We start from the raw sequence: 17,881 nt of genomic DNA, 5'->3' as shown, positions 1-17,881 counted from the left end.
GACCGCCGCGGCTACGGTGAACCGGTGCAGCGTGCCGCAGACCGCGTGACGCTCGCCGCGTTCCTGGCCGCCGCGGTCCTCGCGGGCGGAAACGCGGTCGGCGTCCGATTCAGCAACCGTGAACTCGATCCGCTGTGGGGCGCGGCCCTGCGGTTCGGCGCCGCCTCCCTGCTGCTCCTCGCCATCATGGCCGTCCGCGGGATGGAGTTCCCGCGCGGCAAGGCGCTCGCCGGGTCGATCCTCTTCGGCGTCCTCAACTTCGGTGTGACCTTCTCGCTCGCGTACTACGCGCTGGTCCGCATCCACGCCGGACTCGGCCAGACCATCCTCTCCCTGGTCCCGCTGGCGACCCTCCTGCTCGCGGTGGCACAGGGGCTCGAACGGTTCCGGCTGATGGCGGCCGTCGGCACGGTGTTCGCCACGGCCGGGGTCGCCCTCATCTCACGCGCCCCGCTGGAGGGCGGCGTGCCCCTGCTGTCCTTCCTGGCGATCCTGGGCAGCATGCTGGCGTTCGCGCAGGCGATCGTCCTGGTGCGGCGGCTGCCGAAGGTGCATCCGGTGACGATGAACGCGGTGGGCATGACGGCGGCCTCCGTCCTGCTGTTCGCGGGCTCGCTCGCGGCCGGTGACACCTGGCGGCTGCCGGACCGCGCCGCGACCTGGTGGGCGCTGGTCTACCTGGTGGTGGCCGGCTCCGTGCTCACCTTCGTCCTCTACCTGTTCGTGGTCCAGCGCTGGGACGCGTCGAGGGCGGCGTACGTCTTCGTCATCGTCCCGGTCGTCACGATCGTGCTGTCGGCGTGGCTGGACGACGAACCCCTCACGGCCTCCCTGCTGCTCGGCACCCCGCTGATCCTGATCGGGGTGTACCTGGGGGCCCTGCGGAAGCGGCCTGCCTAAGGCGCCGCCGCGCCCGCGAGATGGTCGTACGCCATGTGCGCGTGCAGCCGGACGCCGGTGACGAGGGTGTCGTCGTCGGCGTAGAAGTGCGGGTTGTGGTTGGAGACCAGGCCACGTCCGCCGGGCAGCGGGACCGGGTGACCGTCCGCGTCCAGCGCGGCGTCCTGGACGCCGAGCATCACGTACAGGCCGCCGAAACGGTTCACGAACTCGGAGACGTCGTCGTACCCGAGCGTCGCGCCGGTCCGCACCGTCCGCTCCTCGCCCACGACTCGGCGGATCGTCGGCAGAGCGGCCGCGACCCACTCCGCGCTGTTGTGCACGGGCGGGACGGGCTGCAGGTACGCGACCGTGGCCGTGGCGTTGTACGCCGCCGCCGTGTGCTCGGCGAGCGTGGTCAGCCGCCGCTGGACCTCGGCCATGTCCGACTCGACCGCGCAGCGGACCGTGCCCCACAGGGTGACGGTCTGTCCGATGATGTTGAAGCGCCCGACGTCCTCGACGTGGCCGATGGAGACCGTGATCGGGTCGAAGGCGGAGACCTGCCGGTAGAGCTGCCCGATCCCGGTCAGGACCGCGCCCACCGCCGGCATCGGGTCGATGCCCTGCCAGGGCGTGGAGCCGTGGACCTGCTTGCCCGTCACCACGATCTTCACCAGCGTGGAGGCGCCGTACTGGTTGCCCACCCGGTACCCCACGTACCCCTGGGGGAACGGCGTGACATGCATCCCGAACGCCATCGTCGGCACCGGATCGTCGAACGCGCCCTCGGCGAGCATCGCCCGCGCCCCGCCCGTCTCGGTGACCGGCGGCCCCTCCTCGGCGGGCTGGAAGACGAACAGCACCGTCCCCGGGAGCCGTTCGCGCACCCCGGCGAGGACGGTCGCGGCGCCCATGAGCATGGCGGTGTGGCAGTCGTGACCGCAGGCGTGCGAGACCGGGAACGGGCCGCCGGGATAGTCCGCGTCCACGGCCCGCGAGGCGAAGTCCGTGCCGCACAGGTCCTCGACGGGCAGCGCGTCCGTGTCCGCCCGCAGCGCCGCCACCCGCTCGCCCGGGGCGTCGCCCCGCAGCACACCGACGACACCGTGCCCGGCGATTTTGGTCCGCACCTCGTCCAGCTCCAGGGACCGCAGATGGTCCGCGACCAGGCGGGCGGTCGCCACCTCCCGGTTGGACAGCTCGGGGTGCCGGTGCAGATGCCGCCGCCAGGTGACGACCCGCTCGGCCGCCTCCCCGGCACGCCGGTCCAGTTCCGCGTGGATCGGATCGTCGATCGGATCGGTGCTCAAGGGCCTCTCCTCGTCCTGCGAGCGGTTGTCAGTGGCGTGGTGAACGATGGACACCACGGTGACCGAGTGGTGAGGGGATCGCATGTCCATCACGAACCAGCAGGTGGCGGAGTACGGGTTTCTGCGCGCACTGTACGAGGACGGGTACTACCCGGACAGCGTCGTCGACAAGGGCAAGGCGATCCTGCAGAGGCTCTGCGAGCGGATCGAGGCCGAGCAGCCGGCCGATCTGACGGCGCTGTACGCGCTCACGGAGGTGGCCACCGAGGAGTTCAACGCGCTGGAGGCGGACTTCGAGGAGGCCGGGAGCGAGATCGAGACCATCGCCCGCGAGGAGATCGCCGAGAACTTCTGGTTCGTCGCCACGGCCTACGGGTTCGCGGACGCCGACGCGGAGGAGCTGGTCGCCGCCCGGGACTGGTGACGGCATGCGGCCATGGCCCGACGGGTCACCCGACAGGCCACGGCGCGGGGCACGGGGCGGGGCTCGGCGCGGACCAGGACATCGCCCCGGTCCACGCGTGCCGCGGTGTCGTACGGCTCAGGCCGCCGGGGCCGCGCCCGGCGTGCCACGGGCGATGATCGCCGCCGTGTCCAGGCCGGGCGGCAGGGTGCCGAAGGCGACACCCCAGTCGCCGTCCAGGCGCGAGGCGCAGAAGGCGTCCGCCACCGCCGGATGGCCGTGCCGGACGAGCAGCGAGCCCTGGAGGACCAGCGCCATGTGCTCGACCAGCCGCCGCGCGCGGTACTCGACGGCGGCGAGGTCGCCCAGATCGCCCAGGTCCTTGCGCAGCCGGGCCGCGGCCGCGTCCAGGCGCCGGTCGGCGCCCGCCGCGCGGTCGACCTCCGCGAAGAACGCCTCGACCGCCTGGGGCTGGCGGCCCATCGCCCGCAGCACGTCGAGCGCGGCCACGTTGCCCGACCCCTCCCAGATGGAGGGCAGCGGGGACTCGCGGTAGAGCCGGGGGAGTCCCGAGTCCTCGACGTACCCGTTGCCGCCCAGGCACTCCAGCGCCTCCGCCGCGTGCGCGGGAGCCCTCTTGCACACCCAGTACTTGGTGACCGCGAGGCCGATCCGGCGAAGCAGCTCCTCGTCCGTGTCGCCCGCCGCCGCCCGGTCCACCGCACCGGCGAGCCGCAGCGCGGCGATCGTCGCCGCCTCCGCCTCCACCGCCAGGTCGGCGAGGACGTTGGCCATCAGCGGCTGGTCGACGAGCCGCGCCCCGAACGCGCTGCGGTGCGTGGCGTGGTGGACGGCCTGCACGAGCCCCTGACGCATCCCGGACGCCGAGCTGATCGCGCAGTCCAGCCGGGTCATGTTCACCATCCGGATGATGGTGGCCACCCCCCGGCCCTCCTCGCCCACCAGACGGCCGAGGGCGCCCTCGTACTCGATCTCGGACGAGGCGTTGGAGCGGTTGCCGAGCTTGTCCTTCAGCCGCTGCAGACGGATCGCGTTGCGCGTTCCGTCGGGCAGCACACGTGGCACGAGGAAGCAGGACAGCCCTCCCGGCGCCTGCGCCAGCGTCAGGAACACGTCCGACATCGGCGCCGAGGTGAACCACTTGTGGCCCGTCAGCGCGTAGAAGCCGTCCTCACCGGTCGGCACGGCCCGCGTCGTGTTGGCGCGCGCGTCCGAGCCGCCCTGCTTCTCGGTCATCGACATCCCGGCGATGATCCCGCGCTTCGACGTGGGCTCGCGCAGCCCGAAGTCGTAGGAGGGGGAGGTCAGCAGCGGCTCGTACACCTCGGCGAGCGCCGGCTCGGCGCGCAGGGCGGGCACCGCCGCGTACGTCATCGAGATGGGGCACAGATGCCCCGCGTCGGCCTGGCCCCACACGAACACCTTCGCGGCGCGGGCCACATGGGCGCCCGGTCGCGCGTCGCGCCAGGGCGCCGCGTGCAGACCGTGCCGCACGGCGACGGCCATCAGCTCGTGCCAGTACGGGTGGAACTCGACCTCGTCGACGCGGTGCCCGTACCGGTCGTGCGTGTGCAGCACGGGGGAGTTCCGCTCCGCCGAGCGCCCCCACTCCTGGGCCTGCTCACCGCCGGCCATGACACCCAGTTCGCGCACGTCCGCCTCGGCCCAGCCCGCGCCCTCGCGGCGCAGCCCCTCCAGGAGGGCCGGGTCGGCCGACACGTCGTAACCGGTCAGCGGCGGGACTTGGTTGGTGACCTCATGCGTGCTCGGCATCGGGAACTCCCAGGGCTCTCAGGGTGAAGGTGACCAGGGCGGGTACGGTCTCGGGCCCCACCGACCCCTCCGCCAGCGGCCCGACGAGCGCCTCCGCCCCCGCCCCGACGAGCGCGGAGGCCGTCAGCGACGCGTTCTGGGGCGGGAGTTCGCCGGTCCGGACGCCCTCCGCGATCCGCTCGGCGAACACATCGCGGAACGTACGCCGGAAGACCAGCCGTTCGGCGTCCACGGCCGGGTCGACGGGCTCGGCGAGCAGGGCGTACGCGAGACGCGGCGACTTCAGGGCGCGGTGCGCGAAGGTCTCGATGACCGCGACGACGCGCTCGGCCGCCCGCGTGTGCTCGGGACGGCGCGCCGCCTCGGACACGGCGGCCACCTCGCGGGAGACCACGGTGCGAAACAGCTCGACGGCCAGCTCGGCCTTGCTGGAGAAGTGACGGTAGACGCTGCCGGTGGCGATCCCGGCCCGCGCGGCGACGGCGGCGATCGTGCAGCCGGCGTAGCCGTGCTCGGCGAGCAGCCCGATGGCCGCGTCGACGACGGTGGCGCGCTGTGCGTCGAGACGGGCCTGGACCGCGGGTGTGCGTCGGTAGGGCATGGAAGAAGTGAAGCAGTGATTCACTCCTTCATCAAGGCCCGGCACAGGGGTGCCACCCGGCAGTCCCGCCGCGCGGGCCCGGTCGGTAGGTTCGGGCCCATGACTGCGCAGCGAGCCGATGTCCACCACTCGCCCTCGACCTGGCGGCAGCCGGTCCCTCCCGCGGCGTCCCCCGAACGCACCGTCCTGGTCGAGGAGATCGCGAGGGCGGTCCTGGCCCGTGGCCCCGGGCGCCTGATCGTCGGGATCGACGGACCGACCGCGGCCGGCAAGACGAGCTTCGGGCACGAGCTGGCCGAACGGATCGCGCACGCGGGGCGCCCGGCGCTCCGCGCGACGCTCGACGACTTCAAGAAGCCCTGGAAGGACCGGCACCTCTACGACCGGGAGTCCGGCGAGGGCTACTACCGCAACGCGTACGACTACGGACTCGTCAGGCGTCTCCTCCTGGACCCCGTCCGGTCGCCGGAGACGGACTCGTGCGCCCTGTGCGGCATCGACCCGCTCACCCAGCTCGACCACTCCGCACGGCGGACCCCGCTCGCCCCGGACGCCGTGCTCGTCGTGGACGGGGTCTTCGCCTTCCGGCCCGAGATCGACGGCTACTGGGACTACCGCGTCTGGCTCGACGTGGACGCCGAGCTCTCGGTACGGCGCGGCGCGGAGCGGGACCGGAACTGGGCGGGCTCGGACGCGGAGGCGATCCACCGTGACCGGTACGGGGTGGCGCGGCGGATCTACCTCGACGAGGTCGACCCCTTGCCGAGGATGGACGTCCTGGTCGACAACACCGACTTCGCCCGCCCGCGCGTCCTGGCCCCGCGCCGCCGCCCGCCCGTGACCGGCCGTGCGGAGTTCGACGCCCTCGTCATCCGTACCGACTACGCGGACGACAACGCCTGGCAGGCGGTGCGGGCTGCCCTCGCCGAGGACCCGGACCTCTCCGCGTACGTCGTCGACGACCCGGCCTGGGCCGGGGCGGGCGTGGGCGAGGTGACGACGGCGCTCGCGGGTGACGAAGAGCTGAGCGTGGTGTTCCTCGCCGACCGGATGACGATGACCTCCGCTCACCACGCGCTGCTCGCGGTGACCCTTCTGACGCGGGCGGAGTGCGTGGACGACGAGGACTACGCGCAGCTCACCGAGTTCGGCGACCGCTTCCGTACGGTCCCGGCGGGAGTCCACGACATCCACGCCAACCTGTCGATCGGCAACATGGGGTTCGAGGAGTATGCGGCGGCGGCGCACGACGACCCCGAAGGGGTCTTCCGCACCTTCTAGACGGGTACGGTCGCGCGCCGCCGGGTGTCAGCCCACGAAGATCTCGGTGAGCGACCAGATCGCCAGCCCCGCCATGCACAGGCCGCCGACGCGCTGGACCGTCTTCAGCGGCACGCGCTTGGCGATGAAACGGCCCGCGATCAGGGCGAGGGCCGAGACGCTCATCAGGGCCGCGGCGGAGCCGATGGCCGTCGACCAGGTGCCGTTGGTGGCGGCGAGGTTGGCCGTGGTGATCTGGGTCAGATCGCCCCACTCGCTGATGAAGACGGCCATGAACGCGGTCGACCAGACCGGCCAGAAGCCGGTCACGGTCTTCCCGCCCGCCTCGTCCTCCCCGTCGTCGTCGCCTCCGCCACGCAGCAGCATGAAGGCGCCGAAGCCGAACAGCAGGGCCGAGATCAGCTTGACGATCCAGTCGGGCAGCAGGCCGATGAGGCTGCCGGCGCCCACGGCGAGGGCGACGTGCACGATGAACGCGGTGGAGGTGCCGAACCAGACGTAGAGCGGACGCATGCGCGTACCCATGGCGAGGGACGCGAACATCGTCTTGTCGGGAAGCTCGGCGAGGAAGATCAGCCCGAAGGCGGTGAGGATCGCCAAGGGGTCGAGGTGCATACCGGGGGCTCTCTGCTCGGTCCGGGCCCGGGATCCGCACGGCACCACGGTGGGCGACGGGAAGAACCACTCGGCCCGGCATGACGGACCACGCCCACAGGATGCGGACATGGCGAATGCCTGGCCGAAGGTCTCGCCCGTCCGCGCTTCCGCGTGGACCCGGCCACCGGGAACCCGAGGGCTCCAGTGTGTCGACGACCGGTTCGCAGGGCTACTCCCCTTCGCTGGCGAGAAGTCTAGCCCAGGGCTCGGTCGAGCACGCGTAGACACTGTCTACGGCGACCTGGTAGACAGTGTCCATGACTGAAGAGACCGAGGCCGGACTGCGCGGCCGGCTGATCGACGCCGGGGTCGAACTGGTGCACGCGGAAGGAGCGCAGGCGCTGTCCCTGCGCGAGATCGCCCGGCGCGCCGGGGTCTCCCACGGGGCGCCCCGCCGGTACTTCCCGACCCATCTCGACCTGCTGTCGGCCATCGCCCGCGAGGGCTTCGCCGAGCTCACGGACCGCGTCACCACCGCGCTCGCGGTGCCATCCGACGGCCCCCGCGCCGAACTCGACGCCCTCGCCCGCGTGTACCTCGACTTCGCGCTGACCCGCCGCGGCATGTACGAGCTGATGTTCCGTCACGACCTGCTCGAAAGCGGGCGGCTCGGGCTGCGCGAGACCAGCCTGCCCCTGTTCGGTCTCCTCGCCCGCCTCGTCGCCCGGGTCCGCCCGGGGGCCGGGCCCGAGCCGACGGCCGTCGCGGCCGCGCTCTGGGCGAATCTGCACGGCATCGCCCAGCTCTGGGGCTGGGGGAGCCTCCAGCTGGCCGCCGGCACCGACGACGTCGAGCCCCTGCTGCGGGCGGCCCTCGACGCCCACCTCGGCCCGGCGGGGCGTGAGCGGTGATACGGCAACGGCATCTCACCCTCGCCTGCAGTGTCGTCGGCGCCGCCGTCGTGGCCCTCGACGGCACCGTCCTCACCATCGCCCAGCCCGCCCTCCGGCACGACCTGGACGCGGACTTCGGCCAGGTGCAGTGGACCAGCACCGGCTATCTCGTCGCCGTCGCGAGCCTGCTCGTCTTCGCGGGCCGGCTGGGCGACCGCTACGGCCACCGGCGGATCTTCGCCCTCGGCGCGCTCGGCTTCGCCGCCGCCTCGGCCGGTATCGCGCTCGCGCCGGACATCGGCTGGGTGATCGGACTGCGCGTCCTCCAGGGGGCCTGCGGGGCGCTCCTGCAGCCGGCCACGCTGGGCATGCTGCGCGCCGCCTTCCCGCCCGACCGGCTGGCCATGCCGATCGCCCTGCGCACCAGCGCGATCGGCCTCGCGGCCGCGGCGGGACCCCTCGTCGGCGGCGCGCTGGTCACCGCGCACGGCTGGCGGTCGGTCTTCGCCCTCACCGTGGTCCCGGCCCTCGCCATCGGCCTCCTGGCTCTCGCCGTCCCCGCGCCGACCGCGACGGCGGCCGCCCCCTCGCCCGCCGTCACCCGTGCGTCACTCGATCTGCCCGGCGCCTGCCTCCTCGCCGTGACGCTGGCCTGCCTGGTCCAGGTGCTCGTCGGGGCGCCCGCGTCCGGCTGGACCACCGCGACCACCCTCTCCCTCGGCACCTGCGTCGCCGCCGGAGCGGCCTTCGCCCTCCACGAGCGGCGCACGGCCCATCCGCTCCTGCCGCCGGCCGTCCTGCGGTCCCGGCCCCTCATGGCGGGCCTCGCCGCACTCCTTGCCGCCTCGGCCGCCCTCTTCGGCACCCTCTTCGTGACGACCTACTTCCTCCAGGACGTGCGCGGACTCGACCCGCTGTCGAGCGCCCTGTGGGTGCTGCCGCTGGCCGTCCTGATGGTGCTCGGCGCGCCCGCCGCCGCCCTGCTGCAACGCCGGTTCGGCCCCCGGCGCACGACGCTCTCGGGAGGGGCCGTGCTCGCCCTCGGCGTCCTGCTCCTCTCCCGGCTCGACACGTCGGCGACGGCGGTGACGACCGGCGGCTGCTTCGTCCTCGTGGGCGCCGGATTCAGTACGGTCATGGTGACCGCCACCGCCGTCGTCGTGCACCGGGCCGCCGCCTCCGAGGCCGGGGTCGCCGGCGGGCTCCAGCAGACCGCGATGAACATCGGTCCCGCGCTCGGCGTCGCCACGGCGACGCTCCTCATGACGCTCGACGCGACGACGCCCGGCGCGCCCGGGGCCTTCGTCCCCGCCATGGAGACCACCCTCCTGGTCCTGGCCACCGTCGCGGCGCTCGGTGCCGCGGCCGCACTCGGACTGCCCGGGCGCGAGCGCACCGCACCCACGAGGGACTCGGAGCGGCCCCGGATCGCGTCCCGTACCTGACCGGGCGCGGCGCATCCGACCCCGGACGCGCTCGGACACGCCAGGAAGCGGCACCGGGGCCCCGGCGCCCCGGCTGCGTACGATCACGAAATGCCCTCAGCCGATCATCGTGGCCTCCGCTGGACCCGGCCGCGCACACAGATCAACATCGGCCGCGCGCTGCCGGTCCTGGTCATGGTGCTGACGGTGCTCATCGACCTGCTCACCCCGGACCGTGAGCGCTTCGACCGGTTGCTCGTCGCCGCGCCCGCGCTCGCCGCCGTCACCTGGAGCGTCCGGGGGACCGCCGTCATCGGCCTCGTCGCCGTGGTGCTCGGCGCGTTGCTCGGCGTGAACAGGGGAGAGCCGTTCGTCCCCGACATCCTCGCCGGCGTGGTGGTCCTCGCGTCGGCGACGGCGGTCGCCGTCTGGGTCAGCCGGGTCCGGCTGCGCTACGAGCGGGACCTGCGCGAGCTCACCGCCGTCGCCGAGGTCGTCCAGCGGGTGGTGCTCCGCCCCCTGCCGCCCCGGCTCGGCCCCGTCGACCTCCACCTGCTGTACGTGGCGGCCGCCGCCAAGGCCCGTATCGGAGGCGACTTCTACGAGGCGGTCCAGGTGCCCGGCGCCGTACGGCTGATACTCGGCGACGTCCAGGGCAAGGGCCTGGGCGCGGTGGAGACCGCCTCCGTACTGCTGGGCTCCTTCCGCGCCGCCGTCAACGAAGCCCCTGACCTTTCCGTCCTCGCCGACCGGCTGGAGGAGGGCCTGGGCCGCTACGGAGCCTGGGACCCGGACTCCGACGCCGCCGAACGCTTCGCCACCGTCCTCCTCGTCGAGATCCCCGACGACACGGACGTCGCACGCGTCCTCAGCTGCGGCCACCCCGCCCCGCTGCTCCAGCACGGCACCCGTGTACGGCCCGTCGAGCTCACCGACCCCTCCCTGCCGGTCAATCTCGCGGGCCTCCTCGACGCGCGCCACCGGGTGGAGGAGGTGCCCTTCGGACCGGGGGACCGGCTGCTGCTGTTCACGGACGGGGTGAGCGAGACCCGGGACAAGGCCGGCACCTTCTACCCCCTGGAGGCCCGGATGTGCCACTGGGTGACGGAGCCGGGCGCACGCCTCCCGGCGCTGCTCCACACGGACCTGGCCGCCTACGGCGCCAACGGGCTCGACGACGACGTGGCCGCGATGCTCGTCGTACGGAGACCGGAGCCCTCCGCCGTACCCGCTCCGGAGGCCGCCGCCGAGCCGTCCCGCTGACGCGCCGCGCTCAGCCGGCCTCCGGAACCGACTCGTACAGCACGGTGTGGAACCGGCCCGCCGACTCCCGCCCCGCCGGATCCGCCCCCAGCGCCCGCACCGCCTCGACGGCGAAACGCTGCTCGCGCGCGTCGGTGAACAGCCGCTGCGGATAGGTCCGCGAGGGATCGGCGACGGTCCGCAGCCCGTACTCCGCCAGACAGTCGGCGATCGGCCGGTAGGAGACCGTACGCAGCACGAAGGCGCTCACCCGCACCGGCCGCCCGGCCCATTCAAGGAGCGCGGCGAAGGTGCGCCGGGTGAGATAGCTCCCGCCGCCGGTCAGCGTGATCAGGCCGACGTCGGCCATCGCCGCCCGCAGCCGCGGGCTCGGCGGCGCGCCCTCCTCCAGGTTCTCCGCGAAGGCGTCGTCCAGGAGCCCGACCTCGCGGGCGTACCGCAGCGCGTGCCCCGCGACGTCGAGGCCGATGACCGGGGCCGCGTCGTCGCGGCGCCTGGCGGCGTAGAACTCCTTGTCCAGCACCGCGAGTTCGGCGGATGTCAGCTCATGGACCGACGGGTCGGTATAGCGCGCGTACAGCTCGGCCAGCGTGACGTCGTGGTTGAGCAGGGCGGCGTTGATCCCGTACGAACAGCACAGATCGAGCACCGTGCCGCCCTCCCGCTCGGCCGCCGCGCGCCGGAAGGCGGCCTGGGCCTGCTGCGGAATCTCGTACTCCAGCGGTGCGAGGCGCCGGAAGTACGCCCGTGGGTCGGGCTGGTCGTAGATGTCGTCGAACCGCGCCTTGCCGACCGTGTTCCCCATGTCGCCCATGCCGCCCGCGCTGCCTGTGCCGGACCCGGACCCGCTCATGCGCCCCGCCTCCCTCGAACCGGCGGCACCCGACCGCACCCGACGCGCGACACGGGCACCGCACATCCCGTGGGCATCCTGCTCGGAACGCGGCCCGGCGCTCACGTCCGCATCGGGGGCGCACAGGAGCACCACCCGCACCGCCGTGCGGTCTCCGGGCGGGGCCCACCCCTCCAGGATGGTCTCGCCACCGGCCGGCCGCACGGGGGGACCGGACCGTCACCGTCCGTGTGCCCACGGGGGCCGCCCGTCCGAAACGTGGAAAACCGGGCAACCGGTGTCGTTCATGCCCTGTTTCAGTGCCTCGTGCGCTGTTCATGCGCTCTCTGGTGCCTCTGTCCGCAATGCGTTTGGCTTGGCCGATCGTCCGCAGAGCGGACGGTCAGCGACACATTGGAACAGCAGAACAGCGGAACAGACGAGAGGAACGGGTGCACGTGCCCCAGGAGAACTCCTTCAGTTCGTTCAACGACTTCGGCTCCGACAGCCCCGGCATCACGGCGGCGGAGATCGCCCGGCTCGCCGACGACGGCGTATGGGCCGCCGACGGGACGGTCAACCCGGTGGCCGTCCGGCTCGGCCAGACCCTCACCACCGCCCTCCAGACCCGCGGCGGAGACGGTCTGCTGCCGGGCGACCTGAGCGAGACCGTCCGGCATGTGCTGGGCCTCGCGCTCCCCGCCTACCCCCGGATCGAGACGCCCGACGGCTACAAGCTCTCGGCCTTCACGCTCCGGCAGATCGCACCCGGCCCGCACCCGCTGGTCGTGGTGCCCGCCGGCTGGCACCCGTTCGGCTGGCCGCTCTTCATGTGGGCCTACCTCACCCTGGCCAGGAAGGGCTACCACGTCCTCGCGTACACACCCCGCGGCCTCGGCTTCCCCTTCCTGCCCTCCACCTCCGAGGGGTTCATCGACATCGCGGGCCCGAACGACTGGGCCGACGGCTCCACCGTCATCGACTACGCCGTCGACCACCTCGCGCCGGGCAGCATCGGCTTCCTGGGCGAGTCGTACGGCTCCGGCATCAGCCAGCTCGTCGCCGCCCACGACGAGCGCGTCGACACCGTCGTGGCGCTCAGCACCTGGGGCAACCTCGCCACCAGCCTGTACGACCACAACACCCGGCACCTCAAGGCGGTGGAGGCACTCCTCGCGCTCACCGGCGGCCCGGTCGAGGAGAAGTTCGACGAGGACAACCGGCGGATCCTCGCCGACTTCCAGGCCGACCGGAACATGGAGGGCGTGGTCGTCTGGGGGAACGTGCGCGCACCCGAGTCGTACGTGGAGGCGACCAACAACCACGGCACGCCGACGTTCTTCTCCAACACCTGGCACGAGAGTCTCTTCCCGGTCAACGAGGTCCTCACGACCTTCAACCGGTTGGAGGTGCCCAAGCGCCTCAACCTGTGGATCGGCGACCACGCCGCCCCCGAAGGACCCGGACTGATCGGCCCGGTCGCCGACAACACCCCGCTGGCGGAGGCCTACGACTGGCTCGACCGCCATCTCAAGGGCGAGGCGAACGGGGTGGACGACTGGGACCGGGTCAGCAGCCAGATCATGTTCACGTACGAGACGGTGCCCGTCCTGGACCCGGTGACCGGTGAACCGACCGGACAGCACCGGATCGTCGAACCGGCGCTCCGCGAGAGCCGCGCCGACTGGGCCGAGGTCACCACGCGCACCGAGCGGTTCGGACTGACCGGCGACGGCGGGCAGGGAGCCGACGGCCGGCTCGTCCAGGGCGAGGAGACCGGCTGGGAGCGTGGGTTCGTCGCCGGCGTGGACACCGAGGCCACCGCCATGGACGCGATCATGCAGACCGGCAAGGCGGAGTGGGGCGGCAACCCCAAGATCTACGACACCCGCAAGATCGACCGCGCCCACGCCGTGGTCTGGACGAGCGAACCGCTCGCCGAGGGCCGGCGCGTCCGTGGCGTCCCGAGGCTGCGCCTGACCGCCCGCAGCACCGCGCACTCCGCGAGCCTGTTCGCCCATCTCCTCGACGTCGCCGCGGACGACTCGGCCCGGATCATCACGCACGAGCCGTTCAACCTCCACGGACTCAACCCCGGTGAGGAGACCACGGTGGAGTGGGCGCTGCAGGCGGCCGCGTACGACATCCCCGCCGGACACCGGCTGATGCTCGTCGTCGACAGCAAGGACCCGCTGTACGCAGACGCCTCCGTCGCCTGGACCCGCACCGACCTCGGCTCTCCGGAGGGCGACCCCGCCTTCCTCGACCTGCCGCTCGGCTGACGCCCCCGTACCCGCACACAGCGAAGGAAGACCCATGCAGGACGAGTACGAGCAGCACGACGGCGCCGTCACCCCGACCGTGGCGCTCACCCGGATCGGCGCGCCCCAGGAGGTCTGGGAGCCGCTCCTCGCGGCCCTGAGGCCCGGCGCTGCCGCCTCCCTCACGGCGGGCCTCCCGGAGTCCCTGGCCGACGACGTCGCCGGCTTCACCCGGATCGCGCTCTGGGAACGTGCCACGATCCGGCGCGAGGACGGCGTCGTCCTGGACGGCGGCTTCTGGCGCCACCGCGACGAGCAGCCGCGGCCCCTGGTCGTCATCCCCTCCGCCTGGGGCGCGCCCTGGCAGGCGTTCGCGATCCTGGCCTTCAAGCTCTCCCTCCAGGGCTACAACGTCCTGGCCTACCAGCCGCGCGGCTTCTTCGGGTCCGGCGGCTTCATCGGCGTCTGCGGCGAGGACGACTGGGACGACGCGTCCGCCGCGATCGACTGGGCCACCCTGCGGACCGGCGCCGAGCCCACCAAGGTCGGCTTCTTCGGCGACTCCTACGGCGCCGGAATCAGCTGCATCGCCGCCGCGCGCGACGAGCGCGTCGACGCGGTGGTCGCGCTCAGCGGCTGGTCGGATCTGGCCTCGTGCATGTACGAGAACCACACGCGCCGGATCCGTACGTTCCAGGCGCTCCTGGCCGCCACGAAGAACGAGCGGGGCGAGACGATCGGCCGCTTCGACGCGGCGACGCAGGCGCAGTTCGACAACTTCTTCGCCCACCGCGACATGGGCGAGGTCATGGCGTGGGCGACGCCACGCTCACCGGTCACGCACGTCGAGGCCATCAACACCCGGCGGGTGCCGCTCCTCATCGGCGGGCACTGGCACGAGACGCTCTGCCCGGTCAACCAGACCCTGGACATGTTCCAGCGGCTCACCGGCCCCAAGCGGCTGCTGCTCTCCATCGGCGACCACAGCGGGGCCGAACTCCTCGGCCTGGCGGGACTGCCCAACCGTGTCGTCGACGAGGGCTACCGCTGGCTCGCCCACCATCTCCTCGGCGAGGAGAACGGCGTCGACACGCTGCCGGAGGTCGCCAACGAGGTGATGTTCACCTACACCACCGTCCCGCTGCCGGTGCCCGTCACCGTGCCCAACCTGCCGCCGATCTCCCGGATCATCGTGGAGCCGGCGGAGGTGGAGGAGCGCAAGGCGTGGGCCGACGTCACCGGCTCCACCGAGCGGCTGCACCTCAAGCCCGCCTCGAAGCCGGACTTCCTCCACCCGGAGGACGGGGAGCTGTCGCAGGGCGTCGCGCCCACCTGGGAGCGACCGTTCACGGCCGGCGCCGACGCCGGCTTCACGGCGGCCGAGAACCCGGTGACGACCGGGGCGGCCGAGGTCTACGGAACTCCCGTGACCTATCGGACCCGTTGGTTCGACCGGCGGCACGCGGCGGTCTGGAAGACGCCCGTGCTCCCGTCGGTCAAGAGCGTGCGCGGCGTCCCACGGCTGCATCTCACCTTCACCCCGTCCGCGGCCTCGGCGACGCTCGTCGCCTACCTCTTCGACGTCGACCCGGTGCTCGGCACGGCCCGCATCATCACGCACGAGCCGAAGACCTTCCTCGGAGTCACCCCGAACGAGCCCGTGACCACCGACATCGACCTCCAGGCGGCGGCGTACGACATCCCGGCGGGACACCGGCTGATGCTGGTCCTCGCCAGCCGCGACCAGCTGTACGCGGACGCGAGCATCGACCGCACACGGATCGACGTGCGGTCGACGGCCGCGGATCCGACGTACCTGGATCTGCCGCTGTCGTAAGGGGGCGCGGCGAGGCGGGGTGGGGTGGGACCGGGGCGGTTCCCGGCCCCACCCTGTCGTGCGACCTCGGTCTGACGCGGGCGGGGGAACGTGCGCCCCTGGGCGGATGCGGGGCGCGGCGGGGCGGTCGTAGCCTCCCGGGCATGGTCCAGATCACTCGGGCGGCCTCGGTCGCCGTACTCGCCTGCGCCCTCGTCTTACCGGCCGCCGCGCCCGCCGCCGCCGAGCCCGTCCCCGACGCCGCGGTCGCGGTGGCCGCCTCGCGTCCTCGACTGCCCACTCCCACCGGCCCGTACGCCGTCGGCAGTTCCGTGCTCCACCTCGTCGACCGGTCCCGCCCCGACCCCTGGGTTCCCGAGGCCGGCGGGCGCGAACTGATGGTCACCGTGCACTACCCGGCGGCCCGCGCCGGCGGCGGGCGGCACGCCGGGTACGCCACCACGGAGGAGACACGGCTTCTCGTCCAGGGGATGGGCATCGAATCGGCCGTGCCCGCCCGGGAGTTGGCCGGTACGCGCACCAACAGCAGGGTCGACGTCCGCCCCGCGTCCGGACGGCACCCCCTGGTCCTTCTCTCGCCCGGTTTCGGCGTCTCCCGCTACACCCTCACCCACCTCGCCGAGGACCTCGCCTCCCGCGGATACGTCGTCGCCTCCGTCGACCACGCCTACGAGTCGTACGGCATCGCCGTCCCGGGCGGACGGATGCTCACGTGCGTGGCCTGCGAGGCGGTCGACGAGCACGGTGCCGACCCGGGCCGCGTGACCGCGGCGCGGGCGGCGGACATGACGTTCGTCCTGGACCGGCTGACCGGGCGCGACCCGGCGTGGCGGTACTCCCGCGTGATCGACGGAACCCGTGTCGGCATGGCAGGCCACTCGATCGGCGGCGCGGCCGCGGCCACCGCCATGGCGGCCGATCCCCGCATCGACGCGGGGATCAACATGGACGGCGCGTTCTGGGACCGACTCCCCGCGAAGGGCCTGCGCGGACGCCCCTTCATGATGCTCGGCACGGACGACGCGGTGCACCGCCCGGGCGGCACCGACACGACCTGGGACAGCACCTGGCCGACACTGGACGGCTGGAAGCGCTGGGTGACCGTCTCCGGTTCCGAACACTTCACCTTCTCCGACAGCCCGGTCGTCCTGAGCCACTTCGGCCTGCCCCAGCCCCCACTGCCCGCCGACCGCGCGATCACCCTCACCCGTACCTTCGTCGCCGCCTTCTTCGACGAACACCTCCGCGCCACCCCCCAACCGGTCCTGACCGGCCCGACCCCCGCCCACCCGGAGGCACGGTTCCACACCCCGTGAGCCCGGGGCGGCCCCGGCCGAGAGAGGGACTGGGTTGATAGGCAAGTGAAGACTTGCCTATGGTGGGGGTGTGGAAGATGATGTGTTCAAGGCCCTCTCCGATCCGACCCGCCGGACCATCCTCGACGAGCTCGCGGAGCGGCCCGAGCAGACCCTGTTCGAGATCTGCGCCCGCCTGGCGATGAAGCACCAGCTGTCACTGTCCCGCCAGGCGGTGTCGCAGCACCTCGCCGTGCTCGAGTCGGCGGGTCTCGTCGTCACCCGGCGCGAGGGCCGGTACAAATTCCACAACCTCGACACCGCCCCGCTGGAGCACATCACCGAGCGGTGGATCAGGCGCCCCGAGCGCGACCCTTCGCACGACCCCCAGGAGTCCCCATGAGGATCAACCTCGCCAGCGTCTTCGTCGACGACCAGGACAAAGCGCTGCGCTTCTACACCGACGTACTCGGCTTCGTGAAGCAGGCCGACATCCCGCTCGGGGAGGACCGCTGGATCACCGTCGTGTCCCCCGAGGAGCCCGAGGGCACCCAGTTGGTCCTCGAGCCCAGCGGTCACCCCGCCGTGGTGCCGTTCAAGGAAGCCCTGGTCAAGGACGGGATTCCGTACACCTCGTTCGCCGTCGACGACGTGCACGCCGAGTTCGGGCGGCTGCGCGAGCTCGGCGTGCGGTTCACCCAGGAGCCGCTCGACATGGGGCCGGTGACGACCGCGGTGTTCGACGACACCTGTGGCAATCTCATCCAGATCGCCCACCAGGCGGTGTGAGCCTCACGCCCCGAGCGCGTGGCCCGTCGTCGCGTCGACGTGGTCCGGGATCTCGTCGTGCCGGTCGCCCACCGAGAGCGTGCCCGTCGGCTCGAAGAGCAGGATCGACGCTCCGGACGGGGCGTACGGGCGGTGCTCCACGCCCTTGGGGACGGTGAAGACCGACCCCCGCGGGAGCGACACCGTGCGCTCCGCCCCGGCCTCCCGCAGCGAGATGTGCAGCTCGCCGTCGAGGACGAGGAAGAACTCGTCGGTGTCGTCGTGGGCGTGCCACACGTGCTCGCCCGCCACCTTCGCGACGCGCACGTCGTAGTCGTTCACCCGCGTCACGATGCGGGGACTCCACAGCTCGTCGAAGGAGGCGAGGGCCTTGGCGAGGGCGATGGGGTCGCTGTTCACAGGCGTGTTCTGGCTCATGG

17 protein-coding genes are annotated in these 17,881 nt (G+C 72.7%); 11 read left to right on the top strand and 6 right to left on the bottom strand.

The window, feature by feature from the left end:
* The first annotated feature begins 24 nt into the window (after positions 1-24).
* Positions 25-900 carry a DMT family transporter gene (locus FDM97_RS18900; RefSeq protein ID WP_137991571.1) on the top strand — a complete coding sequence of 292 codons (876 nt, stop codon included), beginning with the start codon at positions 25-27 and terminating at the stop codon, positions 898-900.
* Here the strand turns inward: FDM97_RS18900 and FDM97_RS18895 are convergent.
* Complete coding sequence (locus FDM97_RS18895) at positions 897-2,192, bottom strand: M20 metallopeptidase family protein (RefSeq protein WP_254705664.1); 1,296 nt, start codon at positions 2,190-2,192, stop codon at positions 897-899. The two genes, FDM97_RS18900 and FDM97_RS18895, sit on opposite strands and share 4 nt — an antisense overlap.
* Positions 2,193-2,274: 82 nt before the next feature.
* On the opposite strand from FDM97_RS18895, the gene FDM97_RS18890 reads away from it, so the two are divergent.
* A complete protein-coding gene (locus FDM97_RS18890; RefSeq protein WP_137991569.1) occupies positions 2,275-2,616 on the top strand; it encodes a DUF5713 family protein in 342 nt (113 codons plus the stop codon).
* A 117-nt stretch (positions 2,617-2,733) separates the two neighbouring features.
* Here FDM97_RS18890 and FDM97_RS18885 read toward each other — a convergent pair whose 3' ends face one another.
* Both FDM97_RS18885 and FDM97_RS18880 read right to left on the bottom strand, forming a co-directional pair.
* Positions 2,734-4,389, bottom strand: a complete 1,656-nt coding sequence (locus FDM97_RS18885) for an acyl-CoA dehydrogenase family protein (protein WP_137991568.1) — start codon at positions 4,387-4,389, stop codon at positions 2,734-2,736.
* Positions 4,373-4,990: a TetR/AcrR family transcriptional regulator gene (locus FDM97_RS18880; RefSeq protein ID WP_137991567.1), complete on the bottom strand. Its 618-nt coding sequence runs from the start codon at positions 4,988-4,990 to the stop codon at positions 4,373-4,375. The genes FDM97_RS18885 and FDM97_RS18880 overlap by 17 nt, the downstream gene beginning before the upstream one ends.
* 99 nt (positions 4,991-5,089) lie before the next feature.
* On the opposite strand from FDM97_RS18880, the gene FDM97_RS36460 reads away from it, so the two are divergent.
* Complete coding sequence (locus tag FDM97_RS36460; RefSeq protein WP_137991566.1) at positions 5,090-6,271, top strand: DUF6924 domain-containing protein; 1,182 nt, start codon at positions 5,090-5,092, stop codon at positions 6,269-6,271.
* A gap of 27 nt (positions 6,272-6,298) precedes the next feature.
* Here the strand turns inward: FDM97_RS36460 and FDM97_RS18870 are convergent, their stop codons facing one another.
* Entirely contained in the window at positions 6,299-6,886 is a 588-nt protein-coding gene (locus FDM97_RS18870) for a TMEM165/GDT1 family protein (RefSeq protein ID WP_137991565.1), read from the bottom strand.
* Positions 6,887-7,185: 299 nt separating this feature from the next.
* Between FDM97_RS18870 and FDM97_RS18865 the strand changes: the two genes are divergently transcribed.
* The 3 genes from FDM97_RS18865 to FDM97_RS18855 all read left to right on the top strand — a co-directional run bounded on the left by FDM97_RS18865 (position 7,186) and on the right by FDM97_RS18855 (position 10,448).
* Positions 7,186-7,779 (top strand): TetR/AcrR family transcriptional regulator, encoded by a 594-nt coding sequence (locus FDM97_RS18865; protein WP_137991564.1) that lies wholly within the window; start codon positions 7,186-7,188, stop codon positions 7,777-7,779.
* On the top strand, positions 7,776-9,206 hold the full coding sequence (locus FDM97_RS18860; protein WP_217510247.1) for an MFS transporter: 1,431 nt from the start codon (positions 7,776-7,778) through the stop codon (positions 9,204-9,206). Before FDM97_RS18865 ends, FDM97_RS18860 begins: the two co-directional genes overlap by 4 nt.
* Before the next feature lie 90 nt (positions 9,207-9,296).
* Positions 9,297-10,448, top strand: coding sequence for a PP2C family protein-serine/threonine phosphatase (locus FDM97_RS18855; RefSeq protein ID WP_137991563.1), 1,152 nt, complete (start codon positions 9,297-9,299; stop codon positions 10,446-10,448).
* Positions 10,449-10,458: 10 nt separating this feature from the next.
* Here the strand turns inward: FDM97_RS18855 and FDM97_RS18850 are convergent, their stop codons facing one another.
* Positions 10,459-11,301: a hypothetical protein gene (locus FDM97_RS18850; protein WP_254705663.1), complete on the bottom strand. Its 843-nt coding sequence runs from the start codon at positions 11,299-11,301 to the stop codon at positions 10,459-10,461.
* Between the two features lie 437 nt (positions 11,302-11,738).
* Between FDM97_RS18850 and FDM97_RS18845 the strand changes: the two genes are divergently transcribed.
* The 5 genes from FDM97_RS18845 (at position 11,739) to FDM97_RS18825 (ending at position 17,462) form a co-directional block, all read left to right on the top strand.
* Entirely contained in the window at positions 11,739-13,562 is a 1,824-nt protein-coding gene (locus tag FDM97_RS18845; protein WP_254705662.1) for an alpha/beta fold hydrolase, read from the top strand.
* A 34-nt stretch (positions 13,563-13,596) separates the two neighbouring features.
* The gene (locus FDM97_RS18840) at positions 13,597-15,378 is read left to right on the top strand and encodes an alpha/beta fold hydrolase (RefSeq protein WP_137991561.1); all 1,782 of its coding nucleotides are present in this window, start codon (positions 13,597-13,599) and stop codon (positions 15,376-15,378) included.
* Positions 15,379-15,521: 143 nt separating this feature from the next.
* A complete protein-coding gene (locus FDM97_RS18835; RefSeq protein WP_137991560.1) occupies positions 15,522-16,694 on the top strand; it encodes an alpha/beta hydrolase family protein in 1,173 nt (390 codons plus the stop codon).
* A gap of 70 nt (positions 16,695-16,764) precedes the next feature.
* Positions 16,765-17,076, top strand: coding sequence for an ArsR/SmtB family transcription factor (locus FDM97_RS18830; protein ID WP_137991559.1), 312 nt, complete (start codon positions 16,765-16,767; stop codon positions 17,074-17,076).
* On the top strand, positions 17,073-17,462 hold the full coding sequence (locus tag FDM97_RS18825; RefSeq protein ID WP_137991558.1) for a VOC family protein: 390 nt from the start codon (positions 17,073-17,075) through the stop codon (positions 17,460-17,462). Before FDM97_RS18830 ends, FDM97_RS18825 begins: the two co-directional genes overlap by 4 nt.
* 3 nt (positions 17,463-17,465) lie before the next feature.
* Here the strand turns inward: FDM97_RS18825 and FDM97_RS18820 are convergent, their stop codons facing one another.
* Positions 17,466-17,879: a cupin domain-containing protein gene (locus tag FDM97_RS18820; protein WP_432816229.1), complete on the bottom strand. Its 414-nt coding sequence runs from the start codon at positions 17,877-17,879 to the stop codon at positions 17,466-17,468.
* Between the last annotated feature and the right edge of the window lie 2 nt (positions 17,880-17,881).

Source organism: Streptomyces vilmorinianum, from assembly GCF_005517195.1.
Classification (GTDB): domain Bacteria; phylum Actinomycetota; class Actinomycetes; order Streptomycetales; family Streptomycetaceae; genus Streptomyces; species Streptomyces vilmorinianum.
The sequence above is the reverse complement of the archived record's forward strand: the minus strand, read 5'-3'. Positions and strand labels throughout refer to the sequence as shown.